The organism is Sphingobacterium sp. LZ7M1 (assembly GCF_024296865.1).
GTDB lineage: Bacteria > Bacteroidota > Bacteroidia > Sphingobacteriales > Sphingobacteriaceae > Sphingobacterium.
Window position 1 is genome coordinate 1284898 of the sequence record NZ_CP101134.1, and the last position, 25552, is coordinate 1310449.

At 41.3% G+C, this 25552-nt stretch carries 25 protein-coding genes and 1 pseudogene; 24 read left to right on the forward strand and 2 right to left on the reverse strand.

Annotation, left to right across the window (positions count from 1 at the left end):
* Nucleotides 1-53: 53 nt before the first annotated feature.
* Genes NMK93_RS05420 through arsB form a run of 3 tightly spaced genes read left to right on the forward strand, consistent with a single transcriptional unit; the run spans nt 54 to nt 2184 of the window.
* Nucleotides 54-518 carry a DUF6428 family protein gene (locus NMK93_RS05420; protein ID WP_002993236.1) on the forward strand — a complete coding sequence of 155 codons (465 nt, stop codon included), beginning with the start codon at nt 54-56 and terminating at the stop codon, nt 516-518.
* 19 nt (nt 519-537) lie between these two features.
* Nucleotides 538-1152, forward strand: coding sequence for a hypothetical protein (locus NMK93_RS05425; RefSeq protein WP_002993237.1), 615 nt, complete (start codon nt 538-540; stop codon nt 1150-1152).
* 3 nt (nt 1153-1155) lie between these two features.
* Nucleotides 1156-2184: an ACR3 family arsenite efflux transporter gene (arsB, locus tag NMK93_RS05430; RefSeq protein WP_002993239.1), complete on the forward strand. Its 1029-nt coding sequence runs from the start codon at nt 1156-1158 to the stop codon at nt 2182-2184.
* Nucleotides 2185-2257: 73 nt separating this feature from the next.
* On the opposite strand, the pseudogene NMK93_RS05435 reads toward arsB, so the two are convergent.
* Nucleotides 2258-2536: pseudogene (locus tag NMK93_RS05435) on the reverse strand (ORF6N domain-containing protein); the annotation flags it as partial.
* 25 nt (nt 2537-2561) lie between these two features.
* Between NMK93_RS05435 and NMK93_RS05440 the strand changes: the two are divergent.
* The 16 genes from NMK93_RS05440 (at nt 2562) to NMK93_RS05515 (ending at nt 19706) form a co-directional block, all read left to right on the forward strand.
* Nucleotides 2562-3140 carry an efflux RND transporter permease subunit gene (locus tag NMK93_RS05440; RefSeq protein WP_002993243.1) on the forward strand — a complete coding sequence of 193 codons (579 nt, stop codon included), beginning with the start codon at nt 2562-2564 and terminating at the stop codon, nt 3138-3140.
* Nucleotides 3137-4321, forward strand: coding sequence for a TolC family protein (locus NMK93_RS05445; RefSeq protein WP_002993245.1), 1185 nt, complete (start codon nt 3137-3139; stop codon nt 4319-4321). Before NMK93_RS05440 ends, NMK93_RS05445 begins: the two co-directional genes overlap by 4 nt.
* A 262-nt stretch (nt 4322-4583) precedes the next feature.
* On the forward strand, nt 4584-5147 hold the full coding sequence (locus NMK93_RS05450) for an AraC family transcriptional regulator (protein WP_002993247.1): 564 nt from the start codon (nt 4584-4586) through the stop codon (nt 5145-5147).
* A 375-nt stretch (nt 5148-5522) separates the two neighbouring features.
* Entirely contained in the window at nt 5523-6620 is a 1098-nt protein-coding gene (locus tag NMK93_RS05455; protein WP_094258254.1) for a TonB-dependent receptor, read from the forward strand.
* Nucleotides 6621-6655: 35 nt separating this feature from the next.
* Entirely contained in the window at nt 6656-7219 is a 564-nt protein-coding gene (locus NMK93_RS05460; RefSeq protein WP_002993254.1) for a hypothetical protein, read from the forward strand.
* A gap of 264 nt (nt 7220-7483) precedes the next feature.
* Nucleotides 7484-9895 carry a heavy metal translocating P-type ATPase gene (locus NMK93_RS05465; RefSeq protein ID WP_002993255.1) on the forward strand — a complete coding sequence of 804 codons (2412 nt, stop codon included), beginning with the start codon at nt 7484-7486 and terminating at the stop codon, nt 9893-9895.
* Between the two features lie 99 nt (nt 9896-9994).
* Entirely contained in the window at nt 9995-10216 is a 222-nt protein-coding gene (locus NMK93_RS05470) for a heavy-metal-associated domain-containing protein (protein ID WP_002993257.1), read from the forward strand.
* Nucleotides 10217-10924: 708 nt separating this feature from the next.
* Nucleotides 10925-11806 carry a DUF3347 domain-containing protein gene (locus tag NMK93_RS05475; RefSeq protein WP_037459498.1) on the forward strand — a complete coding sequence of 294 codons (882 nt, stop codon included), beginning with the start codon at nt 10925-10927 and terminating at the stop codon, nt 11804-11806.
* A 14-nt stretch (nt 11807-11820) separates the two neighbouring features.
* Nucleotides 11821-12126 (forward strand): hypothetical protein, encoded by a 306-nt coding sequence (locus tag NMK93_RS05480; protein ID WP_002993263.1) that lies wholly within the window; start codon nt 11821-11823, stop codon nt 12124-12126.
* A gap of 18 nt (nt 12127-12144) precedes the next feature.
* Nucleotides 12145-14265, forward strand: coding sequence for a heavy metal translocating P-type ATPase (locus NMK93_RS05485; RefSeq protein WP_002993264.1), 2121 nt, complete (start codon nt 12145-12147; stop codon nt 14263-14265).
* Between the two features lie 6 nt (nt 14266-14271).
* Nucleotides 14272-14937 carry a DUF3347 domain-containing protein gene (locus NMK93_RS05490; protein ID WP_002993266.1) on the forward strand — a complete coding sequence of 222 codons (666 nt, stop codon included), beginning with the start codon at nt 14272-14274 and terminating at the stop codon, nt 14935-14937.
* Nucleotides 14938-14948: 11 nt separating this feature from the next.
* Nucleotides 14949-15473, forward strand: coding sequence for a DUF305 domain-containing protein (locus tag NMK93_RS05495; protein ID WP_002993268.1), 525 nt, complete (start codon nt 14949-14951; stop codon nt 15471-15473).
* A 26-nt stretch (nt 15474-15499) separates the two neighbouring features.
* Entirely contained in the window at nt 15500-15919 is a 420-nt protein-coding gene (locus NMK93_RS05500) for a hypothetical protein (protein ID WP_002993270.1), read from the forward strand.
* A gap of 32 nt (nt 15920-15951) precedes the next feature.
* The gene (locus tag NMK93_RS05505) at nt 15952-16407 is read left to right on the forward strand and encodes a heme-binding domain-containing protein (protein WP_002993272.1); all 456 of its coding nucleotides are present in this window, start codon (nt 15952-15954) and stop codon (nt 16405-16407) included.
* A 13-nt stretch (nt 16408-16420) separates the two neighbouring features.
* Nucleotides 16421-18694, forward strand: coding sequence for a multicopper oxidase family protein (locus NMK93_RS05510; RefSeq protein WP_037459500.1), 2274 nt, complete (start codon nt 16421-16423; stop codon nt 18692-18694).
* 235 nt (nt 18695-18929) lie between these two features.
* Nucleotides 18930-19706 carry an RteC domain-containing protein gene (locus NMK93_RS05515; RefSeq protein WP_254528225.1) on the forward strand — a complete coding sequence of 259 codons (777 nt, stop codon included), beginning with the start codon at nt 18930-18932 and terminating at the stop codon, nt 19704-19706.
* On the opposite strand, the gene NMK93_RS19785 is transcribed toward NMK93_RS05515, so the two are convergent.
* The gene (locus tag NMK93_RS19785; RefSeq protein ID WP_368041469.1) at nt 19633-19956 is read right to left on the reverse strand and encodes a TolC family protein; all 324 of its coding nucleotides are present in this window, start codon (nt 19954-19956) and stop codon (nt 19633-19635) included. The two genes, NMK93_RS05515 and NMK93_RS19785, sit on opposite strands and share 74 nt — an antisense overlap.
* A gap of 457 nt (nt 19957-20413) precedes the next feature.
* Between NMK93_RS19785 and NMK93_RS05520 the strand changes: the two genes are divergently transcribed.
* The 5 genes from NMK93_RS05520 (at nt 20414) to NMK93_RS05540 (ending at nt 25525) form a co-directional block, all read left to right on the forward strand.
* Nucleotides 20414-21145: a hypothetical protein gene (locus NMK93_RS05520; protein ID WP_254528227.1), complete on the forward strand. Its 732-nt coding sequence runs from the start codon at nt 20414-20416 to the stop codon at nt 21143-21145.
* Between the two features lie 5 nt (nt 21146-21150).
* Entirely contained in the window at nt 21151-22551 is a 1401-nt protein-coding gene (locus NMK93_RS05525) for an RtcB family protein (RefSeq protein WP_254528232.1), read from the forward strand.
* Nucleotides 22552-22652: 101 nt separating this feature from the next.
* A complete protein-coding gene (locus tag NMK93_RS05530) occupies nt 22653-23090 on the forward strand; it encodes a hypothetical protein (protein ID WP_254528235.1) in 438 nt (145 codons plus the stop codon).
* Between the two features lie 143 nt (nt 23091-23233).
* Nucleotides 23234-24760: a glycosyltransferase family 39 protein gene (locus NMK93_RS05535; protein WP_254528238.1), complete on the forward strand. Its 1527-nt coding sequence runs from the start codon at nt 23234-23236 to the stop codon at nt 24758-24760.
* A 141-nt stretch (nt 24761-24901) separates the two neighbouring features.
* Nucleotides 24902-25525 carry a CvpA family protein gene (locus NMK93_RS05540; RefSeq protein WP_254528241.1) on the forward strand — a complete coding sequence of 208 codons (624 nt, stop codon included), beginning with the start codon at nt 24902-24904 and terminating at the stop codon, nt 25523-25525.
* Nucleotides 25526-25552: the final 27 nt, after the last annotated feature.

Consider the following 25552-nt stretch of genomic DNA (forward strand, 5'->3'; position numbering starts at 1 on the left):
ATCGCTATATTACGATACAATATTTTAATAAATCATTTCAAAATTCAAAAACAATGAAACTATCAAACATCAAAGAAATCTTACCAACATTGGACAATGTTGAATTTCAATTAGCGGACGGAACATTTGTCCCCAAACATTTCCACGTTACGGAGGTAGGTATTGTTACAAAACATTTTATTGATTGTGGCGGAACGATCAGAAATGAAAAGGTCGTCAACTTCCAGTTGTGGAACGCCAACGATTTTGAACACAGGCTAAAGCCGACCAAACTATTGAACATCATCAAACTGTCCGAAGAAAAATTGGATATTCAAGATGCCGAAATAGAAGTGGAATACCAAAGCGAAACCATTGGCAAATACAATCTGGATTTTAACGGAAACCATTTTGTACTGAAAAACAAACAAACCGCTTGTTTGGCAAGTGATGCCTGCGGTATTCCTGCCGAAAAACAAAAAGTAGAATTATCAGAGCTGAACAGTGCTTGCTGTTCGCCTAATTCGGACTGTTGTTAAACCCTATAAACCAATCGTAATGTACAAGAATTTAGCTGAAACCATAAAGGGAATATCTGATGTTCAGACCGTAAGCGAAGAACGTAAAACCATATTGCAACCCTTGATAGACTTCGTACAACAAAAAGTAAGCAACGGACAGGTAATAAATCTCAATTTCATCTGTACACACAATTCACGAAGAAGCCATTTATCGCAGGTTTGGGCACAGGTGGCAAGTGTATATTACCATATCCCGAATGTATATTGCTATTCGGGCGGTACGGAAGAAACGGCATTATTTCCGAAAGTAGTGGAAACATTGAATGAACAGGGTTTTTCTGCTTTCAAAATTTCGGAAGCGGACAATCCTGTTTATGCTATTAAGTACAGTGAAAATGCTTTGCCGATTATCGGTTTTTCAAAAAAGTACGATAGCCCTTTCAATCCTGTATCGGCATTCACTGCCATTATGACCTGTTCACAGGCAGACGATGGCTGTCCTTTTATTGCAGGTGCAGAAAAGAGAATACCTATCACATTTGAAGACCCGAAGATTTCAGACGGCACAACAGAGCAGACAAAGATATATGCGGAAAGGAGTTTGGAGATAGCAACTGAAATGTTCTATGTTTTTTCAATGATTAAAAAATAACCAATGCAACCAAAACTAAAATTTCTTGACCGTTACCTTACCCTATGGATATTCCTTGCTATGGCATTTGGCGTAGGATTAGGATATTTCTTTCCCAACATTTCTAACGTAACAGACAGCTTGTCCGTAGGAACCATTAATATCCCGCTGGCAATAGGTTTGATACTGATGATGTACCCGCCATTGGCAAAGGTGGATTATACAGTATTGCCCAAAGCGTTTAAGGATAAAAAAGTAATTGGAATATCTTTATTCCTCAATTGGGTAATCGGTACGGTAATGATGTTCGGGTTAGCCGTTCTGTTTTTAAGGAATGAACCCGATTATATGACGGGATTGATTTTGATAGGATTGGCAAGATGTATCGCAATGGTAATTGTATGGAGCGACCTGGCAAAAGCCAACAGGGAATATACGGCACTATTGGTAGCGTTGAACAGTGTCTTTCAGATATTGAGTTACAGTTTTTTGGTTTGGCTTTTTATCAACGTATTGCCGAGTAAATTAGGATTAGCCAATTTCAATGTAAATGTATCAATGAAAGACGTTACCGAAAGCGTGTTGATATACTTGGGTATTCCTTTTTTTACAGGTTTCGTGAGCCGATATGTTCTTATAAAATCAAAAGGCATTGAATGGTACAATAGAAAATACATACCGGCAGTATCACCTATTACACTTTACGCATTATTGTTTACCATTGTACTGATGTTCAGTTTGAAAGGCGACAAGATATTGGAGTTGCCAGTGGACGTGATTAAGATAGCCATACCGCTAATCATCTATTTTGTATTGATGTTTTTCGTGAGCTTTTTTATAAGCAAATCCCTGAATGTTCCTTATGACAGGAACGCGTCCATAGCATTTACAGCCACCGGGAACAATTTTGAATTGGCCATAGCCGTAGCCATTGCGGTTTTTGGTATTCATTCTCCACAGGCATTTGTTGGCGTTATCGGACCATTGGTCGAAGTGCCTGTACTGATACTATTGGTAAGGGCAAGTTTATGGTTGAAGAAGAAACTATACTAAGTTGATGTAAATAACTTAGCGGGATTTTAGAATTGTCAAGAAACTAAAATTAAACCCTCTGAATCCGGAGCGTTTATTGTTTGTTCAAGATGTGAAGCATCCTGCCCACCTCAATATCCATTCGGGAAAATGCAAACCATTTTTTGCCCAGGTCTTTGAGCGAAGCCCCTATATGGTAAAGCTCCGCTTGGTCTATTATCAAAAATCGGTCGTGGGTATCGGAGAAAACCTTAATTTCAATCGGGAGGTATTGGCTGTTGTACCGTTTTATGTCCAATTGTAGCTGATTGCTGATTGCTTTGGTGTAGATTGTTGCGGTTACATTTTGTTTTCGCTTAACCAATATCGTTAGTGCCGTTGAGGAAATCCAACAGATAGTGGGCGAAAAAATAAAGCTGCCCGAAGATTACCACATTGAATACGGTGGGCAATTTGAAGCGGAGGCAGAAGCATCGCAGACCTTGATTGCGACCTCCCTGCTTTCCATTCTGATTATTTTCCTGATACTGTTCCGGGAGTTCAAAACGGTAAAGTTAGCCGCCATCATTTTAATCAACCTGTCTTTGGCATTGATTGGCGGTGTGTTCAGCATCTATTTTACCAGTGGCATTTTGAGCATTCCTGCCATTATCGGTTTTATCACCTTGTTTGGAGTGGCTACCCGTAACGGCATCCTGCTCGTATCGCATTACAATACATTGTGTGATGAGGGGTTGGATTTGTACGATACGGTTATACAAGGCTCAAAGAACAGGTTAAGCCCCATCCTGATGACGGCACTTACCGCAGGGCTGGCATTGATACCGCTTGCTATTGCGGGCGATTTGCCCGGCAACGAGATACAAAGTCCTATGGCAAAAGTGATATTGGGCGGCTTGCTTACTTCTACATTGCTCAACATTTTTATTGTTCCGGCGGTGTACTATTTATCTAACAAAAAAGCAGCTAAAGCATGAACATAAAATTTTTAACGGCAATCTGTATGTGCGTTTTTACCATACAATTGCAGGCACAGTCAGGATTGGAAACCGTCTTGTCTGATGTTGCCAAGAACAATAAAACGCTGCAAACCCAAAGCAAATATTGGGATGCGCAGAAGTTATTGTACCATACGGGCAATACGCTGTACGACCCTGTGGTCAGCTACGATTTTATGCGTGGCTCACCCTATGCCATTGCGGGCAACCAAACGGACATTAACGTCTTGCAGCGTTTCGACTTTCCCACGGTTTACAGTAAAAAGAAAGCATTGGCTGGCGAGCAGAGTAAGCAGGCAGATTTTTCGCTAACAGCCAACAGGCAGGAAATATTATTGGGAGCGAAAAAGATTTGCATTGAACTGATATACCGCAATAAACTTCAGGAAAGAATTATAGAACGGAAAACAAAAACCGAAAAGTTCCTGACCGACTTTCAGACCAAACTGGATAAGGGCGAAGGTAATGTGCTGGACGTGAATAAGGCTAAACTTCAATTGATTGAGATTAATAAAGATTATCAGTTGAACATTTCCGCTATCAACCAACTTCATCAAAAACTGACGGAACTTAACGGCGGTATAGAGATAGTCTTTAACGATACCATATACCCTGAATATAAGCCCGTTCCTGCATTTGAAGAATTGGAAGAAACAATTGAATACAAAGACCCGGTAAGAAAATATTTGACACAACAGACCGTAGTAGCCCAAAAGGATATTGAAGTTACTAAGGCATTGACCCTGCCAAAATTTGAAGTGGGTTTTCATTATCAGGGTATTTTAGGGCAGCAGTTTTACGGTGCAAAAGTAGGCGTGAGCATTCCTTTGTGTGAAAACAAAAATCGGGTGAAGCAAAAGCAGGCTGAATTATCGGTGGCAGAAGTACAGGTAGCACGGCACAAGAACGAACATTATTATCATTTGAAGCAACTGTATGAAAAGTATATCAACCTGCAAAAGACGGTAGCAGAATATGAGAAAGTATTAAGCAGTATCAACAGTATTAAACTATTGGATAAAGCGTTATCATTCGGAGAGATAACCACTATCCAATATTTTTTGGAGGCAAGTTACTTTTATACCGCTACCAATAATTATTTGCAGGCGGAGAAAGAGTACAACGATGCAATAGCCGAACTGTACCAGTATTTGCTATAATTTAATATTGTAGGGTGAATGCAGACCATTAGCAAAGGCAGATGTATCACTGTTTTAAAACCTTGCGGAATACAACTTTCGCAAGGTTTCAATTAACTAAATTAGAAGCCTGGGCCGAGGCTTCAGGTTAACAAAAACCCAAATTAAAAGCGCCTATGCAGACAATGCAATCAGATAACTTGATTTAGACAGGAAGCAACGAGCGTAGTTCGACTTAAATCGTAAATTTGTTTATTGTGCTTAATATAGCAGTTAGTAAGATATGAATACACTCTTTATTAAAAATATGGTATGCGACCGCTGTATTATGGTGGTGCAAAACGAATTGGATAAACTTGGTTTAGATGCTAAAAATGTAAAGCTGGGCGAAGTTACCCTTACCAAAGAAATTACACCTACGGAGAAAGAGGCTTTGGTCAAGACTTTAGAGCCATTGGGGTTTGAAGTAATTGATGATAAAAAAGGCAGGATAATAGAAAAGATAAAGAACATTATCATTGACCTGGTACATCATCAGGATAGTGATGTAAAAACCAACCTTTCCGATGTATTGAGCGATAAACTGCACCACGATTACAATTACTTGTCCAATCTGTTTTCAGAAGTAGAGGGTACAACTATTGAAAAATACTTTATCGCCCAAAAGGTGGAAAAGGTAAAAGAACTGCTGGTGTATGATGAACTGTCGTTAAGTGAGATTGCCATGCGCCTCAACTATTCAAGCGTAGCCTATTTGAGCAACCAGTTCAAGAAAGTAACGGGGCTTACCCCGAGCTATTTCAAACAAGTCCGGGAAGATAAGAGAAAGCCGTTGGATAAAGTATAGGAACGGCTACGCTATTCAGGAACACTGCGGGCAAAGCCCTGACACCGTAAAATTGACTTCACTTATTTTATATCCTTTAGGCAACTTAAATAACGGTTGCACATCCTCTATACAAGTTACCGATTTACATTTTTGACAACTGAAATGCAATTGGTTATGATTGTGGACTACTTCACAGTTATGGCAACTTGCATATCCTACACCCCCGTCAACGTTTACCACTTTGTGGACTAAATCTTCTTCCATTAACCTATCCAGTACCCGGAGATATTTGCCGGAGAGAAAGCCGGGTAACTGAACATACAGATTGCCGCACAATTCAACAACAGGGAAGAATTTGATATAGTCAGGAACAGCGAAATTACAACGCCTCAAATGACTTTGAATGTCAGCACGATTTCCGAAGAAATTTCTTGGGAGCATCCCACATTCAAAAACTTTAACGGAAGTATCGGCATATCCGCTATGCAGCAGGACAATACCTACAAAGGTCGGTATCTCATCCCTGCCTACAATTCCCAAACATACGGTGCATACTGGATTGAAAAATGGAAGAAGAACAAATGGGAGCTTCAGGGCGGTATCAGGTATGATTTTAAGCAAATCAGTACGGTACGATACCCTTACAATAACCAGCCTGTGGAGCATGACTTTGATTTTTCAACAATCGGGGCATCATTCAATACCATCTACCATCTTTCAGACCATATCAGGATAAACGGAATGGTCAGCCTTGCCAATAGGGCTCCCCACGTTAACGAACTGCTCATTGACGGCATACATCAAGGTACTGCCACCTATGAACTTGGGGACGTAAACCTGAAAATAGAGCAGGCTGTAAACACGGTCTTGGGGCTTTCATATAGCAATGAAGAAAAATCAGTAAATATAGACTGGTCTGTATTCTACAATTCCATCAACAACTTTATCTATTTACAGCCCCGCCCGGGAGAGCCTGTATTGACCATTGCAGGTGCATTTCCCAAATTCGTCTATCAACAGGCTGATGCCTATCTCACGGGAACGGATTTATTAATCAATTACAAGCCTGTACAGAAACTGGACATCATAGGAAAGGCATCTTTGCTAAGGGCGTACAATAAAACGATAAACGACTGGCTGATTTCCATGCCATCGGACAGGTTTTCATTGGGGTTCAATTACGAACTGCCCGATATAAGGTCTTTCCAAAAATCCTATATCGGGATGGAAATTCCGCTGGTCTTAAAACAGACAAGAGTACCTGATGAAAACATACACGGCCAGCAGGATTATAAGCTGCCCCCTGATGGTTATCTCCTGACAAATATATCCGCTGGTACAGTGGTCAGTGTCTTGGGCAGGTCACTGAACATCAATCTTGCAGTGAGCAACCTGTTCAATACCCGGTACAGAAACTACCTGAACAGCTTCAGGTATTTTACGGACGAAATGGGCAGAAACATCTCCGTTAGATTAAAGTACGTTTTCTGACAAACACGTTTTTCAACAATTAAATTTATATAACAATGACACAGAAATTCAAACATTTTTCTTCGATTGCCGTAGCGGCAATCGTACTATTCGCAACCTCATGCAGCAAAGACGATGACCCTATCCCCGAAGAAAACGACAACGAGGTAATCACTACGGTACAGCTACGTTTTAAGGAACAGGGAACCACGAACGAACTTCTTTATGCTTGGAAAGGTGCTGACGGAGCCGGAGGAAACGCCCCGGTCATAGACCAGATTGCACTGCAACCGGGTAAGTCCTATGATGTCAGCGTATCCTTTCTTGACGAGGTAAATGGTGAAGACATTACCGAAGAAGTAAGTGAGGAAAATATAGACCACCGTATTTATTACGTGCCATCTTCCACATCAAATATACAAATCACAAATTTGGATAAGGATGACAACAACGTTACGTTAGGGCTGGAAAGCGTTTGGACAACCACGACCGCTTCCACTGGTACGGTCAGGGTTGTGCTGCGCCATTATCCACAGGGAGGAAAGATTGAAACGGACTTGATTAATGACCCTAAGTCATCAACTGACGTAGATATTCAATTTAATTCTAAAGTTGAATAAACCCCGCACCAAGAAGAAGACCGGGCATCCGTCAGTATTTTAAGACCACAGCTTTTTAAGCAAACAATAAAGCATTGCGATTATCTTTCGCAATGCTTTGTGGTTTTAAAGACCATCTAAAACTGGCTTTATGGCGATAACCATCTGATGAAGTGGCTCACCTATACAGGATTTCAATAAATCTTACAAATCAAATCCAAAATTTCACAACAGTACCCATAATTATAATAGCCAATTTTGCATTGTAAATTAAAGCAGGCAAATATGGCGACAAACAGAGAAAATATATACATACCGTTGGAGGATGTAGAAAGCGAACACTGTGCATTAATCGTTGAAAAGGGATTGGCACAGGTAAAAGGCGTAGAAACCCATAAAGTAGAGCTGAACAACCGCAGGGCAGCGATTACAGTAGATAGCAATGAAACCGTAGGCGAAGCTGTTAAGGCAATTAAAGATTTAGGTTACGGAGTTCCTACGGTTAAAAGTGCTTTTCCGGTATTGGGCATGACCTGTGCATCCTGTGCGGGCAGTGCCGAAAGCATTGTTAAATACCAACCGGGAGTAGTTAATGCTTCCGTGAACTTTGCAACGGGCAATCTTACCGTGGAATATCTGCCCAATATGACCGATGCCTCCACCCTGCAAAAAGCGGTTCAGGGAGTAGGTTACGACCTATTGATTGAAGACAAAACCAAGCAGCAGGAAACGCTCGAAGCCATCCACGAAAAGAAATTCCGAACCTTGAAAAACAAGACCATTTGGGCAATTATCCTTTCCCTGCCCGTGGTAATCATAGGAATGTTCTTTATGGATATGCCCTATGCAGACCCGATAATGTGGCTCTTTTCCACGCCCGTTGTAATATGGTTGGGCAGGGATTTTTTTGTAAACGCTTGGAAGCAGGCAAAGCACCGTTCCGCCAATATGGATACGCTGGTGGCATTGAGTACAGGTATTGCCTACCTGTTCAGTGTTTTCAATATGCTGTTTGCCGACTTTTGGCATCAACGGGGACTGCATGCTCACGTATATTTTGAAGCGGCTGCCGTTATTATCGCATTCATCCTCTTGGGAAAACTGCTGGAAGAAAGAGCCAAAGGCAACACCTCTTCAGCCATTAAGAAGCTGATGGGCTTGCAGCCAAAAACGGTCATCGTGGTACATGCGGACGGAACGGAAAAGCAGACCGCTATCGAAGACGTAAGCGCAGGCGATGTGATACTCGTAAAGCCCGGTGAAAAGATTGCGGTAGACGGCATGGTCATATCGGGCAATTCGTATGTGGACGAAAGCATGTTAAGCGGTGAGCCTGTACCTGTATTGAAAAAAGAAAAAGAAAAAGTATTTGCAGGAACGATTAACCAAAAAGGCAGCTTCCGGTTCAGGGCGGTAAAAGTGGGCAAAGAAACCATGCTTGCCCACATCATCAAAATGGTGCAGGATGCACAGGGAAGCAAAGCACCCGTACAGAAACTGGTCGATAGGATTGCGGGCATCTTTGTTCCCACAGTGATAGGTATTGCCATCCTGACATTTACGCTATGGTTGATTTTGGGAGGCGAAAACGGGGTTGTTCAAGGTCTGTTGGCAGCCGTTACGGTATTGGTCATTGCCTGCCCCTGTGCTTTAGGCTTAGCGACACCCACCGCTATTATGGTAGGCGTTGGTAAAGGTGCTGAAAATGGCATTTTGATAAAGGATGCCGAAAGTTTGGAACTGGCCAAAAAAGTAAATGCCATCGTTTTGGACAAAACCGGAACCATCACCGAGGGAAGACCACAGGTAACGGGCATTAAATGGCTGAACAATGAGGACACTGCAAAAGAAATCCTTTTGAGCATCGAAAAGCAATCCGAGCATCCATTGGCAGAAGCCGTAGTGAAGCATCTTGGCGATGTAGCGACCACCTCTTTATCCATGTTCGACAGCATTACGGGCAAAGGCGCAAAAGCAGACCATGACAACGAAACCTATTATGTAGGCAACAAAAAGCTATTGGCAGAAAACAACATTGCCATTGCCGGCGAATTACAAGACCAGGCCGAAGAATGGGGCAAACAGTCTAAAACCGTTATCTGGTTTGCAAACAGCAAAAAGGCTCTTGCTGTAATCGCTATCGCCGATAAGATTAAGGAAACATCGGTGCGGGCTATCCGGGAAATGCAGGAAATGGGCATTGACCTGTATATGCTGACCGGAGATAATGAAGCTACTGCAAAAGCCATTGCGGAGCAGACAGGCATCAAGCATTACAAAGCCGAAGTTTTGCCACAGCACAAAGCCGACTTTGTGAAAGAACTGCAAAGTAAAGGAAAGGTAGTGGCAATGGTGGGCGATGGTATCAACGACAGCACCGCATTGGCAACAGCCGATGTAAGTATCGCAATGGGCAAAGGCAGCGACATCGCAATGGACGTAGCCAAGATGACCATCATTTCGTCCGACCTGACCAAGATACCGCAGGCAATACGCTTGTCCAAACAGACCGTAGCCACCATCAAGCAAAACCTGTTCTGGGCGTTTATCTACAACGTAATCGGCATTCCGGTAGCGGCAGGCATCCTTTACCCTGTTAACGGCTTCCTGCTCAACCCGATGATTGCGGGTGCGGCAATGGCATTGAGCAGCGTGAGCGTGGTCAGTAACAGCCTGCGGTTGAAGTGGAAGAAATAAAACAGTAAATCTCACAAATCAAACAAGAAATTACACAACAATAACTAACTGAATAGTACGGAAATTTGCATTATCAGATAACTCTAAAATTTGTAAACAATGGAAAATAAACAATTTCAATTCAAGACGAACATCAATTGCGGCGGCTGTATCGCATCTGTAAAGCCGCACTTGGACAAGGCAGAGGGCATCTGCCATTGGGAAGTGGACACGGCCAACAAGGACAAAGTACTTACCGTGAAGTCCGAGGGCATTACCGAGCATGAAGTAATATCGACCGTGCAAAAGGCAGGCTTCAAAATAGAACCTTTGGATGCCTAAGCCAGCAACTTTTTGAAATGCCCTTTTTCCGACCGAATTTCCATGAGGTTGGGTTGATGAAAAAGGGCATTTTATCAATTCTGAAAAAAGGCGATAGGTTATTGCGTATATGGCATTATTTTTCCATATAGCAAAAAAAACGTAAAACGATATAAAAAACCAATCTAATTTGTAACTTTGTTGCGTTGAAAAATTATAGAATACATATAGGCATTTTGACATTGTTCTGTTTGGTTTTCTTTATGATACCAAGTCAGAGCTATGCCTGTTCCAAAAATTCAACAAAGACCGAGCAGTCTTCCTGCTCAAAGGAGAAATCCAAAAAATCAGAACATACAAAAGGTTGCAAGAGCAAATCCTGTAAAAAATGCAAAAGTGACAAATGCGGGGGCGGTTGTTCCCACAGCTCTTGCAGGTGCGGTGCTTCAACCACTTCCCTAAATGTCCCAACCGTAATCGAATTAAAGGCAAAAGATCACTTAGCAGCAGCTAAAAAGCAAAAATTCGCTTTCAAAGAAGCCTATTATTCTTCGGGCTTTTTTTCCATTTGGCTACCGCCTAAAATAAGCTAAATTTATGGCCTGCCAGCCATAGGTATGTCCTGTCAGAAGCCGCTTCGGCTTTTTGCAAATCCCTTATTTGTATCATTTATTTAAAGTTTAAAACAGAAATGGGCTTTCAATACTTCATTTCTAAAAAGTAATTATTATGAAATCATTATCAAAAATAGTGATGGTAATCGCCGTATTACTATCCTCAATGAATGGTTTCGCACAAATCAAAAATGCGAAAACAGAAACCGTAAAGATTTACGGCAATTGTGGTATGTGTAAAACCACCATCGAAAAAGCAGGTAACATAAAAAAGGTAGCCAACGTGGACTGGAACAAAGATACCAAGATGGCTACGCTCACGTATGACAGCGAGAAAACAAATCAGGATGAAATCCTGAAACGTATCGCTTTGGCGGGTTATGATAGTGAGAAGTTCCGTGCGCCGGATGACGTATATGCGAAACTGGCTGAATGCTGCCAGTACGATAGACCTTTGAAGACAATTGCCCAAAACAAAGGGGCGGCAATGGACATGAAAGTCGGACATGGCAATCACAACCACGGTGAAATGGCAGCACCCGCTAACAAGGATGCAGCTCAAAATCAATCACAGCTAAAAGCTGTGTTTGACAACTACTTTTCAGTGAAAGATGCTTTGATAAAAACCGATGAGGCAACTGCATCTGCCAAAGCCGCTGAATTGGCTGCATCCCTTAAAGCAGTCGATATGAACAAGCTTTCGGCAGAGGAACATACGGCTTGGATGAAAGTAATGCAGGACTTGACAGCTAATGCGGAAAGCATTTCAAAATCAAAAGACGTTGCAAAACAAAGAAGTGCTTTTGCGGCACTTTCGGGAAGCATCTACATACTGGCTAAAGTGTCTAAACAGGATACACCAGTTTATTACCAGCACTGTCCTATGTACAATGGAGGTAAGGGGGCCAATTGGCTAAGTAAAGAGAATGCCATTAAAAACCCATATTACGGCTCACAGATGCTTACCTGCGGCAGTACGGTCGAAACCATTAAATAACAGGTCGGAAAGCTATGGAACAGTATAGTGATATGGTGCAGGCTCTTAAAGACCTAAGACAACGTGGGTACAGTATTGATTTTAGTCTGTTGCCGGACTGCCTTTACTGTGCGTCAAAGAGCCTGAAACTAAAACCGGAGGATTTTACGGTTACGGAAACTCATAGGTTTGAAAGCCTCGACAGCAGTCCTGATAACAATGCCGTGATTTATGCCATATCGTCCAATGACGGTAAGAGCAAAGGGGTACTTGTTGATGCCTATGGTACTTATGCTGAAGAAATGACCCATGAGATGGTAAAAAAATTAAATGCAACATAACTTTTAAAATCCCTTGTTATGAAAAAATACACGTGTCCCATGCACCCGCAGGTGCTAAAAGACGAACCGGGCAAATGCCCTCTTTGTGGCATGGCATTGGTTCCCGGTGGCGGTACGTCAGCTTCTCATGAACACACGCCAGAACATGAGCATTCCGGGCATTCTCAACATGGCCATGATGACGAAAACTTTGATAAACATGAGGGGCATAATACAGGCGATTTCCTCACACGTTTTTGGATAAGCCTTGTCATTACAATCCCTATCTTGCTCCTGTCGCACATGATACAGCAATGGTTGGGTTTCTCCCTTGCTTTCAATGGCGATAAATATGTGCTGTTGGCATTGGGTACGGTGATTTATTGCTATGGAGGCTTACCGTTCCTAAAGGGAATGATTGGCGAGGTGAAAGCCAAAGCCATAGGGATGATGACACTTGTTGCCATTGCCATATCCGTAGCCTATGTTTATTCCGTAGCCGTTGTATTTGGCTTGCAGGGTATGGACTTCTTTTGGGAACTGGCAACCCTAATTGACATCATGCTGTTAGGGCATTGGCTGGAAATGCGTTCCCAAATGGCTGCTTCACGGGCATTACAGTCATTGGTGGCTTTGCTGCCCAACGATGTTACCGTGGAACGTGGCGGAGAAGCTGTAAAGATAAAGCTCGAAGACCTGCAAAGCGGTGAAACGGCTATCATAAAACCGGGAGAAAAAATTCCAGCCGATGGATTGGTACTGGAGGGGCTTTCGTATATCAACGAGAGTATGCTTACCGGGGAAAGTGTTCCCGTAAAAAAGGAAAAGGACGGAAAGGTCATCGCAGGCTCTATCAATGGCGATGGTGCGCTGAAAGTTAAGGTAACAGCCGTGGGAAAAGACAGCTACCTGAACAGGGTTATCAATCTTGTGCAGGAAGCGCAGGCTACTAAGTCTAATACACAGAACCTTGCGGACAAAGTTGCCAAATGGCTCACCTTTATTGCCATTGCCGTGGGCATAGGCACATTTGCCTATTGGTATGCAAGCAGTGGAGATATTGCCTTTGCGCTTGAAAGAATGGTGACGGTAATGGTAACGGCCTGCCCGCACGCATTGGGCGTGGCTATCCCGTTGGTGGTCGCCATTTCCACAACGCTTTCGGCGACCAATGGCCTGCTCATCCGCAACCGTACGGCATTTGAAACCACCCGAAAACTTTCCACCGTCATTTTTGATAAGACCGGAACGCTCACCAAAGGTTCCCATGCCGTAGAAAAGGTTATACCGTTAACAGACGAATATAATGCCGATGAGGTTATCCAGTATGCTGCCGCAGTACAGCAAAATTCGGAACACCATATCGCCAAAGGCATTATGGCTACATTGAAAGAAAAGAGCCTTGCCTTATGGAAGTCTGAAAACTTCAGCTATATGCAGGGCATAGGTGTTAAAGGTGTTGTGAACGGGAAAAATGTCGTAGCTGGCGGCCCGAATTATTTCACCGAAAACCACCTTTCCCTGCCGGAAATACCAAGCGAAATCAATCAGGAAGCCGAAACGGTCAACTTTGTCCTCATTGATGACCGGGTAATCGGCATCATTACTTTGGCAGACAGCATCCGTGAGGGGTCGGCACAGGCGATTGAGGAACTCAAAAAAATGGGCATCAAGTCCTTTCTGCTCACCGGGGACAACGACAGGATTGCTGCTGCCGTAGCCGGAAAATTGGGTATGGACGGGTATTTGGCTAATGTGCTTCCGCACAACAAGCAGGAGAAAGTAAAGGAGTTTCAGGCAAAAGGCGAAATCGTAGCAATGACTGGTGATGGTGTAAATGATGCACCTGCACTGGCACAGGCAGATGTGGGCATTGCCGTGGGTTCCGGTACGGACGTGGCTGCCGAAACAGCGGATATCATATTGGTAGACAGCGACCCGAGGGATGTGGTCAAACTGATTGACTTCGGCAAACTTACCTACAAAAAGATGGTACAGAACCTGATATGGGCGGTTGGCTACAACGTGGTGGCAATACCCCTTGCGGCAGGCGTACTCTATCCGAATTTTGTTTTAAGTCCCGCTATGGGTGCTGTGCTGATGAGTGTAAGCACCATTGTAGTGGCTATTAACGCAAGTTTTTTAAAAATCAAAAAATAAATAAAAATGAAAAATCTAACATTATCAATCATTGCTGTTATCATGGCATTTGTAACAGTATCATGCAATCAGGCATCCAACAAAAACGAGCAGTCTTCAAGTGATACTGCTGTTGTATCACAAGAACAGTCAGCTTCCCAACCAAAAGAGGATGATACGGTAGCTGCGCCCGTTGTGAGTGAAACTCCGAGCGGTCAGGAAGCAAAAGCAACAGGAAAAGAAGAAGCAAAAAACTTTTCTATTGCGCCCATAGTTACCGATTATCTGTCCTTAAAGAACGCCCTTGTTTCGGACGATGACAAAGCTGCCGCCAGTTCAGGGAAAAAGCTGTTAGCTACCCTGAATAAAGTGGACATGAAAGCCGTTCCTGCCGATAAGCACAAAAAGTACATGGACATAGCGGACGATGCTAAAGAACACGCAGAACATATCGGGGAAAATGTCGGCAACATCCACCACCAGCGGGAACATTTGGCCTCGCTTGGCGAAGATTTGAAAGACCTGATTGATTTGTTCGGTACATCGCAAACATTGTATCAGGACCATTGCCCGATGTTCAATGACGGTAAGGGTGCTGTTTGGTTCAGCGAAAACAAGGAAATCAAAAACCCTTACTACGGTTCTAAAATGCTGACCTGCGGTAAGGTGGAAAAAACAATTAACAGCAAATAAAATTCAGGGTTATGGAAAATATGCAAAACAGTCACCATGCGGGTCATTCCTCGGAGCATGGCACGCACAATACAAAACATGCTTCGGCCATGTACAAACGCTTTGCGGTGATGGCTGTAGCCATGTTCGCAGTGATGTATTTTATCATGTACGCTATGATTGACGGGTGGCAGAACCTGATACCCAATATCAACAATTTGTACATGACCCTGCTGATGACCTCGGCAATGCTGCTTATCGAATTAGCGATAATGAAAGTAATGTACCCCAACAGGAAGATGAATTGGGCGATAGCCATCATCTCGGTTGCTGTTGGCATCTTTTCATGGTTTGGTATCAGGGAACAAATCAATGTCGGGGACAAGCAGTTTGCAAAGGGTATGATACCCCATCACGCAGCAGCCATATTGATGTCCGAAAAGGCACACCTGACCGACCCGGAACTGATAGAGCTGCAAAAAAATATACTTAAAACCCAAGCGGAAGAAATTGAACTAATGAAGCGCAAGCTAAAAGAGTTTGAAGAAAGTAAATAATAAAATTTAAAAAAACAAGTTTGGACATGAACAAAATAATAATTGGCTTTATTTCCTTATTAACCCTGCTATTCACCGCTTGCGGTCAGGCGGGGTCAAATAAGGATGAAGCGGAACAGCAGCATTCGCAGGCAACTCCGGAAAGCAACGGACATACTACCCAAATAGGTGAATTGGTTCCATCGGATGAAGTCTGCATGGTCAACGATGCCTATATGGGCAAAAGGCAGTTTGACGTAAAATTTGATGGTAAAACCTATTACGGATGTTGCGAAATGTGTAAGGAACGTATTCCAAAAGATGCGACCGTGCGGATGGCGATAGACCCCTATTCCCATAAGCAGGTAGACAAAGCTAATGCGGTGATTGCTGTGACAGGAAATAACGGTGAAGTTTCTTATTTTGAAAACAAGGAGAATTATGCCAAGTATGTGAAAAAACAGTAGACACAAAAAGATGAAGCCACAATAAAATAATTATGACCATAAAGAAGAAAATCATATTGGGGCTGGCTGTCGTCCTGATTGCCATACAGTTCTTTCAGCCCTTACGGAACCAGGCGGTTGAAGTGCCAGCCACCCATATCGAAAGGGTGTACACCGTACCCCAAAATGTAAAGGCTATCCTTGTTCAGTCCTGTTATGACTGCCATAGCAACAATACCCATTATCCGTGGTACAGCCGTATCCAGCCCGGCGCATGGTACATGGCAGAGCATATAAAAAAGGGGAAAGAGGAACTCAACTTTAGCGAATTTGGCGACTATTCTGTCCGCAGGCAGCGAAACAAGTTCAGGGCTATGGCCGGGCAGGTTAAGGACGGGGAAATGCCATTGTCGTCATATACGCTAATTCATCGTAATGCAGTATTGTCACCGGAGGATAAGCAGGTTTTGATAGCGTGGTTTGGCACAATGGAAGACAGCATTAAATAAAATTTTTCAACGAATGAACAGATATAAAAAAATACCCATAAGAATATTGCAAACAGTGCTGATGCTGCTTTGCACGCAAACGCTGTTTGCACAGAGAGTAGTGCATTACGAGCTGTATGTAAAAGATACACTTGTCAACTATGCAGGTAAGCAAAAAAGGGCGATTGCCGTAAACGGGCAAATCCCCATGCCCACCCTTACCTTTACCGAGGGCGACACTGCCGAAATAGTGGTGCACAACCAATTGAAAGAAAGCACATCACTGCACTGGCATGGTGTGTTCCTGCCCAATAAAGAAGACGGTGTGCCCTGGCTTACGCAAAAGCCCATCGCACCGGGTACAACCTACACCTACCGTTTTCCGATTATCCAGCATGGCACGCACTGGTATCATTCGCACTCAGGCTTGCAGGAGCAGATAGGCATGTACGGTAGTTTTATCATGAAAAAAAGAGGCGACGATAAAACCTTTAGAAAAGGAATTGACGATTTGCCGACCGTCCCGATTATATTAAGTGAGTGGACAAATCTTAACCCGGATAACATCAACCGTATGCTACACAATGCAAATGATTGGGCGGCCATTAAGAAAGGTGCTACGCAATCGTACGTTGAAGCTATTAAGGAGGGAAAATTAGGCGTAAAGGTAAAAAATGAGTGGAAACGGATGCTGGCGATGGATGTCAGTGATGTTTACTATGATAAAATCCTAATAAATGGTAGCCATAGCACCGATTTGAAAACAATTGGTGGTAAAAAGCTAAAAGCAGGTGACAAAGTCAGATTACGCGTTTCCAATGGCGGGGCGTCTTCGTATTTCTGGCTAAGATATGCTGGAGGGAAAATTACAGTAGTAGCGAATGATGGAAATGATGTTGAGCCTGTAGAAGTGGATAGATTAATCATTGCAGTTTCTGAAACTTACGATATTGTAGTGACTATCCCTCAAGATGGGTTAGCATATGAGTTTTTAGCAACAACCGAGGACAGAACACAATCAGCAAGCTACTTTATAGGTGATGGGGTCAAACAGCTTATTTCCCCGCTCCCACGATTGAAGTATTTCGAGGGGATGAAGATGATGAACGATATGATGAAAATGAATGGCGATTTGGACGATATGGGCATGAAGATGAGCCTGAACCAAATGGACATGAATGTAGTGATGTATCCCGAAATTACCGGAGATGCAGCAAAGAAATCAGACCACAGCAAGCATGAAGGTATGAACATGGATGACGACCCTAACCGTTACAACGCTAATGCCTTGGGAGACATCAAAACATTAAATTATGCTATGTTGCAATCGCCTTACAACACCTCCCTTCCAAAAGATGCGCCTGTAAAAGAGTTGAAGTTCACACTTACTGGCAACATGAACCGCTATGTATGGAGCATGGATAATAAAATACTTTCGGAAACGGACAAAATACCTGTAAAAAAAGGAGAAATCCTACGGATTACCATTTATAATAATTCGATGATGCGGCATCCTATGCATCTTCACGGATTTGATTTTAGGGTGATAAACGGAAAAGGCGAAAAATCGCCGCTTAAAAATGTGTTGGATATCATGCCTATGGAAACGGATACCATTGAGTTTTTAGCAAATGAGGAAGGTGATTGGTTCTTTCATTGCCATATATTATATCACATGATGGCGGGAATGAACAGGGTGTTTGAAGTTGGAGACTACAATAACCCCTATTTACCTGACAAGGCAAAAGCCTATAAAGAATTGCAAAGAGAAAGTAATATGCCCCATTTTATGGCACAAAACGATTTTGCAACCAATGGTAATGATGGAGAAGCTATGCTAATGAATGCACGCTATCAATTAGGAACAGAATGGCGCTTAGGCTATAATAGTATGCACGGGTATGAAGTAGAAACTCACTTAGGTAGATACATTGGAAAGATGCAATGGTTCATGCCCTTTGTAGGTTTTGATTTTCGTTACCGGAAAATGGGAGAAGATGAGCACGAAAAGAACATATTTGGACAAACCAACAAGAAAGACACCCGCAAGGCGTTCAGTTTAGGGTTTATGTATACGTTACCTATGCTGGTCAATTTCCAGGCAGAAGTATATCACGATGGAATTGTAAGATTGCAGTTAATGCGCGAAGATATTCCAATTTCAAAAAGATTAAGAGGTGGCTTCATGGTAAATACCGACTTAGAATATATGGGGGAGCTTAGGTATATCATCAATAAAAATATAGGTATACGTACCCACTATGATAGTGATATGGGATTTGGTGTAGGGCTTGCATTGACATATTAAAATAAAATACCGGATGGTTGTAAACTGCAAACCGTAAAATTACGGCAAAATACAGTGGGTGATGCGGGGTATAATTCGTTTGGATTAACCTGCATCATACTACAACCCATCAGACAATACAACAGTTCCACCACCAGCATCATACTGGTTGTTCTTTCATGTAGTTGCATGGGCTAATACGAGCAGTATTAGCATTTCTATATTAATCAGTATCATATTTATCAAAATGAAACGAATGGATAAATTTTACAATGAAACATATCTTAAATTGGAAACAGAAATCCAAGAACTGGAGATTGAAAACGATAACCCGGTACAACGGACAGAAGCCATTATATACCGGATTGTGGAATGTCTGTCCGAAATTAAAGATTATGTTTTGAAACGAGGATTTACAAATGTTGATGAAGAAATCCGATTTTTTAAATATCAAAAGCCAGTCATTGTTTCAAAATTGATTTATTATAATGCCATTTACAAAATCGAGACGAGGAAGCCCTACGGGGCTAAGCGCATTAGAAAATATCTTAAAAAAGAATTGAAGAAGCTAAAAAGGTTTTTCGACAATAACATTGATTTTTATAAATATTACCGAAGCAACAACTCGTTTCTTGACGAGAAAATGTTTGTTCGGGGCAAGCACGATATAAAACTGTGGCTGGATACCTATTATTTTCAGTCCGACCAATCTTTTTCTACTTCCCACGATTATAAGGTAGCCAAGATAATGGCGAATGATTTGATACAGGTGTATCTCGAAGACCAGCTTTACTGCACCTACAAGCGTTTGTTTATAAAACGAACTGCTATTTCGGGGCTGAACTGGACAGGTAGTAAAGCTGCTTTGACAGAACTCATTTACTCCCTATACTACCAAAGCGTTCTCGATAATGGCAATACGGATATTAGGTTGATAGCGGAATATTTTGAAAATGCCTTTAATATTGATTTGGGAAACTTTTACCATACCTATCTCGAAATACGCAACCGGAAACTTTTTGTTGAAGCTTAAACCCGAAAGAATTCAAGGGGTCATTGGTAAAAAACGCCGTGTGGCTCACAGAAACCTTCGGGAGAAATCCAGATTTCGTACTTTCCAGTTCTGCATTTGAAAAATCAATATCTTTTTGTTGTACCCGAAGCTGCGAATTATTCTGCTTCATTTGGCTGATCGCTTCTTCTAAGCTTAGTGGCTGCTGTGCCAATAAATATGAGCTCCATGAAGAAAGGATAATAATTAGTACTATAAATCTTTTATACATACCTGATCGTATTTAATTAATAATGCAAAATTCAGATATGGCGAAGTGATTCTAGGTTACAGTAGTTACACAAGGAAAAAAAATAATGATTATTTTTTAAAGGGATAAATTGTAGCTGAGTTTAAAGAAAATGGGCATTTTTGATTAATAGAGCGTCTTTTTGAAAGTTTAATTTGCAGACTTTTAAACAATTACATACTTTTGCCCATAATTCTTTGATTCAATCATCCATTAATCTAAAGAAATCATGACAGAGCACAACAACATATCATCCCTTTCGCTCATTGCCTAAAAAGGCAGTCAAATCCCTTATATTTTAATATATAGTGAGTATTGTTTATCAACAATGCTGCTGCCTTAATATCCTTGGGTTTTCTGAGCATTTTCAAAAGGGTATATCCTAATCAAGGACGAACAGAATCAGAAAATCAAATTCAAAAACATGTAATTCATTGCGATGAGCAATTTGGATTGGTCGTGCGGTATGAAATCTGCACGACGCAAAAAGCAACTTGTCAGGAAAGACCGAGACAGAAGGTTGATTGCATTGTGGCGTCGTTATAGCAAACTCAGTAAATACAAATGGAGCTTGCCTTTCGTCGAACTTGAACAGCCTTATCAACGTGGTTGGAAGCGATATTTTGTGTTGCAAGATGATTTAAGGTATAATCCGAAAAAGGATTTCTACGAAGCATTATTGGAAAAGATCAACACGGTGGAATACCATCATGATAAGGATTTTAAGTATAAGAAACGAAAAAGAAAGCGTTCAGGTTATGAATATAGAAGACAATACCTTCGTGAGTTCGCTTCTTATGAATGGCTTGAAAATAAAATGAAGTTGACTGAAGAAGAGAAAGCCTATTTCATGGAAGTGGAAACCTACAATGTATATGCGAAACGGACGAGTATCAGCTATGTGTTTACTGAACCGTGGCGCTATAAGTTGAAAGTTTCTCCACATTTTGTGACGCATGCAAGAAAGCTCGATGTTGAAGTAGAGCGTGAGTTGGCATTAGTCAATAATCATATCAATAGGAATTTTCTATGGCCTAGGATCGATCGCTTGACTTCCGGTAAAGGCTATCGAGGTAATCGCTTTCTTGACGAGAAACCGAAGTATAAAAACAGGATTAAAAACATTCCCAGGTACAGTTCCAAAGAACGATTCCTGGAATTAGATATTTAGAGCCAATGGGCAATTTAAGAACAAAAGATTTAAGTAAGATAGGTTATCACAATGATCAGCTGAGAAGCTTGGTCATTAACATAGCCAGCAAAAATTTCAAGCATCACAGTAAACAAGAATTGCTTGATTTGCTTGTGGATATTAAAAATGATCCAGAGGCATTTTTAGAAAACGAAGAGACTCGTAAAATAGCAGAAAAGGTTATCGGAAAATTGAAGGAGGTAAGTTTTAAAGCTTATGAACTAAGAGAAGAACCAAGCTCCTGCAAGGTTTATGGTAGTAAGGGGATTGAGTCTTCCGCCAAACAGCAGATGGAGATAGCCTGCATGTTGCCAGTAAGTGTACAGGCTGCATTAATGCCGGATGCCCACATGGGTTTTGGTTTACCGATAGGTGGGGTTTTGGCAACAGATCAAGCCATTATTCCATACGCTGTGGGGATGGATATTGGATGCCGCATGGCACTCTCCATTTTAGATGCTGCAGAAGGATTTACCAAAAGGAATGAGTTCCAGATCATGCAAGCCATGAAAAACCATACTCATTTTGGTATGGAAGGAGGCTTGGCAATCAGGCAGGATCATGAAATCCTCGACCATCCGCTATTCAATGAAATTCCTTTTCTCAAGCCTTTGCGAGGAAAGGCCGCCAGACAATTGGGGACTTCAGGCAATGGCAACCATTTTGTGGAGTTTGGAGAAATCGAGTTATTGGAAAATAATAGTCTTGGCCTGGAGCCCAAGGTCTACACCGCTTTGCTAACGCATTCTGGTAGCCGAGGGCTAGGAGCCGCAATTGCCAAACAGTACACCCATATCGCTATGGAAACCTGTAAATTGCCTCGGCATGCACAGCAATTAGCTTGGTTGGATATAGATACTGAAGCAGGACAGGAATATTGGCTAGCCATGAATTTAGCCGGTGATTACGCCAAAGCTTGTCATGATCGAATCCATAAAAACCTGTTATCTGCCTTGGGACTGAAGGCGATGGCATTGGTGGAGAACCATCATAATTTTGCTTGGAAGGATAGTCTTTCTAATGGAAAGGAGATCATAGTACATCGAAAAGGTGCAACCCCTGCCCATCAAGGAGAGTTAGGAATCATCCCTGGAAGTATGACAACCGCGGCATATTTAGTTTCGGGCAGAGGAAATGAGCATGCCTTAAATTCGGCTTCCCATGGCGCTGGTCGTGCAATGAGTCGCCAAAAAGCAAAGGATAATATGACAAATTCTGCTATGAAGAAGCTGATATCCAATGCAAATGTTAAACTGATCGGGGGATCGGTGGAAGAGAATCCTTTGGCTTACAAGGATATTGAACAGGTTATGTTGGCACAAAAGGAACTAGTCGATATCCAGGGAAAGTTTATACCAAAGATTGTAAGAATGCACAAGGAGTAAAGTTTTAATGGAGAATAATTAAGGCGGCAAGAAATTGCCGTCTTATTTTTATTCGTTTGTTTTTAAAGGAACTAGTCCTAAAATTAACTTATATTTAAGAAGTGAAAAACACATTAATATCTTTAGGATCCATCTTTATTGCTTTTTCAGTCGGTTTCCTACAAGGCTGTTCGGAATCGAAACAAAAGGATTTAATTGAAAAAAAACTAATCTCTTATCAAGGTAGAGATACCGTCACGATTGATTTGATGCTACATCAGAAGCGTTTTGTAGGGAAGTATACAGTTAATGGTCCTGGTGATTATCTCGTAACTGGGGAGGTCGAGGGCGAGATCAAAGCTGATACATTGTTGGGAAGCCTCTATTATACCCCGTTTGGTTGGCGTGATAAAAAACGTAAAGCCTTTGCATTACTGGCCAAAAACGATCAATATCTTTCGGGTAAAGGCACTGAATTGATCTATATGGGCATTCCTTATTTTGTACCGAATACAGTTACCTTCGGTCCTGAAAAGGGAGTCTATCAAGTTGTTGAGTAAATTATAATTCTATTTGCAACTTATTTAAAATCAATATACTACCTCAAATTAATCTTAAATTTTAGTAACTTGGGTCAATAAACTCATTCAGATTATTTTGCATTGCTATGTAATAAATTGCATTGCTATTCTGTCTTTGAATTATGACCAAGACTAACATTATTATCCTAATCAGCTTTATTATATTAAAGTTTATCCTGCAATATTCTTTGGTTCACCCAATCTATGACCTCCAACGTGACGAGTTTTTACATTTAGATCAAGCCAATCATCTGGCATGGGGTTTCCAGTCTGTACCACCGATGACTTCTTGGATTTCCCTAATCATAAAGTTCTTGGGGAATGGAGTCTTTTGGGTTCGGTTCTTTCCTGTACTTTTTGGAGCATTGACGGTATTGGTAGTTTGGAAAGCCATAGAAGAATTAAAAGGAAATCTATTTGCACTGATATTGGGCGCTACTTGTGTCACCTTCTCCGTTTACCTGCGATTGAATAGCCTTTATCAGCCTAATTCATTGGATGTGCTTTGTTGGACCTTGATGTTCTATTTCTTGATCAAATTCCTGAACAGAAATGAAATCAAATGGCTTTTTTACCTATGCCTATCCTTTGCTGCAGGTTTCTTGAACAAATACAATATCCTATTTCTTGTGTTGGGATTGATCCCAGCCTTAATGCTTGTGCCAGAAAGGAGAATCTTTGGGAACCGTATTTTATATTACGGTATCCTTGTGGCATTCCTCTTGGTCCTTCCCAATATCATTTGGCAATACAGTAATGATCTCCCTGTCTTGCGCCATATGAAGGAATTGTCCGAAACCCAACTCGTTCATGTGGACAGGTGGGGCTTTATCCGTTCTCAATTGATGTTCTTTCCAGGTACCTTTCTGTTGTTTTTTATTGGGCTTTATGGCCTGATGAAATATCCAGCGTTTAAAAAATACAAGGTTTTCTTTTGGACCTTTTTCTTTGTCCTCGCCATATTCCTGTTCTTAAAGGCCAAGGATTATTATGCATTAGGACTTTATCCTATTTATTTTGCCTTTGGAGCAGTATACTTATCGAATTTATTAGAAAAGAAAGTTTGGACAAAAGTGTTAAAGCCAGTCATCTTAGTTTTATGTCTTGTGCTATTCCTTCCTTTGTTTTTTATTGCCTTTCCGAATAAAACCCCTGAATATATAGTGAAACATCCAGAATATTACAGAAAGTTTGGAATGTTGCGATGGGAAGATGGGCAAGAGCATCAATTGCCACAGGATTTTGCCGATATGCTGGGCTGGTCTGAATTAGCTCGTAAGGTAGATTCTTTGTATAAAACAATGCCTGAAGCTCAGAATACCCTAGTATTATGCGATAATTATGGACAGGCCGGAGCAATAAATTATTATTCAAGGTTAGGCATCCAAGCCGTTTCTTTTAATGCCGACTATCTGAATTGGTTTGATTTGGATATCCCTTATAGAAACATCATACGTATTAAGAATGCTTCCGAAGTTGAGAAAGAGTTAGCCGAAACTGGGGCCTTCTTTGAGAGGTCACATTTAGCTGCTTCAATTGACAACCCCTATGCAAGGGAATATGGAACAGGCATCTTTTCTTTTATAGGTGCAAAGCTGAATGTAAATGAACGTATTAGGAACGAAATCGAAGAGGAAAATACTTATTGATCTCTTTGATATAAGTTTTGTAGAATTATATTTACCTATTTATTAACAATGTAACAATAATTTAATTCTATTTCTATTGGATTATATCTTTGTTGGTTGTATGATTTCATATCAAGCAGGCTTGATGGTTATTGGATTTTTATGGTTAAAAAAAGTGTATTAGAAAAGCTTTCAGACAAGGAGCTTGAAGGATTTATTCAACCTGGCTCGAGAAAGGTTCCTGAGGCGAAAAAGATGGCTTATGAAATTTTGGTTGAAAGAGGACGCATGTTTTCAGAGGAGGAGAAAATCAAGGTTGAAAGTTTAATCGAAGAGCAGATCCAAACCGAATACCAAGAAGATCTAACCAGAAGAAAAGCAATGGATAAGCAGTTGACAGATGATCAAAGTGCTGTGGCACTGTATACCAATTTTTTCATCTTCGTCATCAGTATAATATTTGGTGTTTTATATGGCTTTATCTTGGCCATGATAAATTATATAATCCTGAAAAAGTATGGTTTAGCTTTTTTGTTATTGGCAATCGGTATTACTGCATTTTCTATTTCTAGTTATTTTATTGGCTTTCTCATGACGAAGGTCTCTTTGTCAAATGATATTTTAGGATTTATTGTTGGGGTTTTGGTTTCTGCCTTCGGTTTGGCTATCATTTCCTTGTTCAATAAGAACTTTATTCCGAAAGACCTCGAGTACAGGTCAAGATCAATCCTCATTCCAACAATTATTTGTATTGGTCTTTATATTCTAATCAATTTCTATAAATAAGTAAGGCTTGGTTTATATGCAAAAAAG

What these genes read in the sequence shown, in the direction of transcription:
- NMK93_RS05420 (WP_002993236.1), top strand. Translation starts at nt 54, where the DNA reads ATGAAACTATCAAACATCAAAGAAATCTTACCAACATTGGACAATGTT.
- NMK93_RS05425 (WP_002993237.1), top strand. Translation starts at nt 538, where the DNA reads ATGTACAAGAATTTAGCTGAAACCATAAAGGGAATATCTGATGTTCAG.
- arsB (WP_002993239.1), top strand. Translation starts at nt 1,156, where the DNA reads ATGCAACCAAAACTAAAATTTCTTGACCGTTACCTTACCCTATGGATA.
- NMK93_RS05445 (WP_002993245.1), top strand. Translation starts at nt 3,137, where the DNA reads ATGAACATAAAATTTTTAACGGCAATCTGTATGTGCGTTTTTACCATA.
- NMK93_RS05450 (WP_002993247.1), top strand. Translation starts at nt 4,584, where the DNA reads ATGAATACACTCTTTATTAAAAATATGGTATGCGACCGCTGTATTATG.
- NMK93_RS05455 (WP_094258254.1), top strand. Translation starts at nt 5,523, where the DNA reads ATGACTTTGAATGTCAGCACGATTTCCGAAGAAATTTCTTGGGAGCAT.
- NMK93_RS05460 (WP_002993254.1), top strand. Translation starts at nt 6,656, where the DNA reads ATGACACAGAAATTCAAACATTTTTCTTCGATTGCCGTAGCGGCAATC.
- NMK93_RS05465 (WP_002993255.1), top strand. Translation starts at nt 7,484, where the DNA reads ATGGCGACAAACAGAGAAAATATATACATACCGTTGGAGGATGTAGAA.
- NMK93_RS05470 (WP_002993257.1), top strand. Translation starts at nt 9,995, where the DNA reads ATGGAAAATAAACAATTTCAATTCAAGACGAACATCAATTGCGGCGGC.
- NMK93_RS05475 (WP_037459498.1), top strand. Translation starts at nt 10,925, where the DNA reads ATGAAATCATTATCAAAAATAGTGATGGTAATCGCCGTATTACTATCC.
- NMK93_RS05480 (WP_002993263.1), top strand. Translation starts at nt 11,821, where the DNA reads ATGGAACAGTATAGTGATATGGTGCAGGCTCTTAAAGACCTAAGACAA.
- NMK93_RS05485 (WP_002993264.1), top strand. Translation starts at nt 12,145, where the DNA reads ATGAAAAAATACACGTGTCCCATGCACCCGCAGGTGCTAAAAGACGAA.
- NMK93_RS05490 (WP_002993266.1), top strand. Translation starts at nt 14,272, where the DNA reads ATGAAAAATCTAACATTATCAATCATTGCTGTTATCATGGCATTTGTA.
- NMK93_RS05495 (WP_002993268.1), top strand. Translation starts at nt 14,949, where the DNA reads ATGGAAAATATGCAAAACAGTCACCATGCGGGTCATTCCTCGGAGCAT.
- NMK93_RS05500 (WP_002993270.1), top strand. Translation starts at nt 15,500, where the DNA reads ATGAACAAAATAATAATTGGCTTTATTTCCTTATTAACCCTGCTATTC.
- NMK93_RS05505 (WP_002993272.1), top strand. Translation starts at nt 15,952, where the DNA reads ATGACCATAAAGAAGAAAATCATATTGGGGCTGGCTGTCGTCCTGATT.
- NMK93_RS05510 (WP_037459500.1), top strand. Translation starts at nt 16,421, where the DNA reads ATGAACAGATATAAAAAAATACCCATAAGAATATTGCAAACAGTGCTG.
- NMK93_RS05515 (WP_254528225.1), top strand. Translation starts at nt 18,930, where the DNA reads ATGGATAAATTTTACAATGAAACATATCTTAAATTGGAAACAGAAATC.
- NMK93_RS19785 (WP_368041469.1), bottom strand. Translation starts at nt 19,956, where the DNA reads ATGTATAAAAGATTTATAGTACTAATTATTATCCTTTCTTCATGGAGC.
- NMK93_RS05520 (WP_254528227.1), top strand. Translation starts at nt 20,414, where the DNA reads ATGAGCAATTTGGATTGGTCGTGCGGTATGAAATCTGCACGACGCAAA.
- NMK93_RS05525 (WP_254528232.1), top strand. Translation starts at nt 21,151, where the DNA reads ATGGGCAATTTAAGAACAAAAGATTTAAGTAAGATAGGTTATCACAAT.
- NMK93_RS05535 (WP_254528238.1), top strand. Translation starts at nt 23,234, where the DNA reads ATGACCAAGACTAACATTATTATCCTAATCAGCTTTATTATATTAAAG.
- NMK93_RS05540 (WP_254528241.1), top strand. Translation starts at nt 24,902, where the DNA reads ATGGTTAAAAAAAGTGTATTAGAAAAGCTTTCAGACAAGGAGCTTGAA.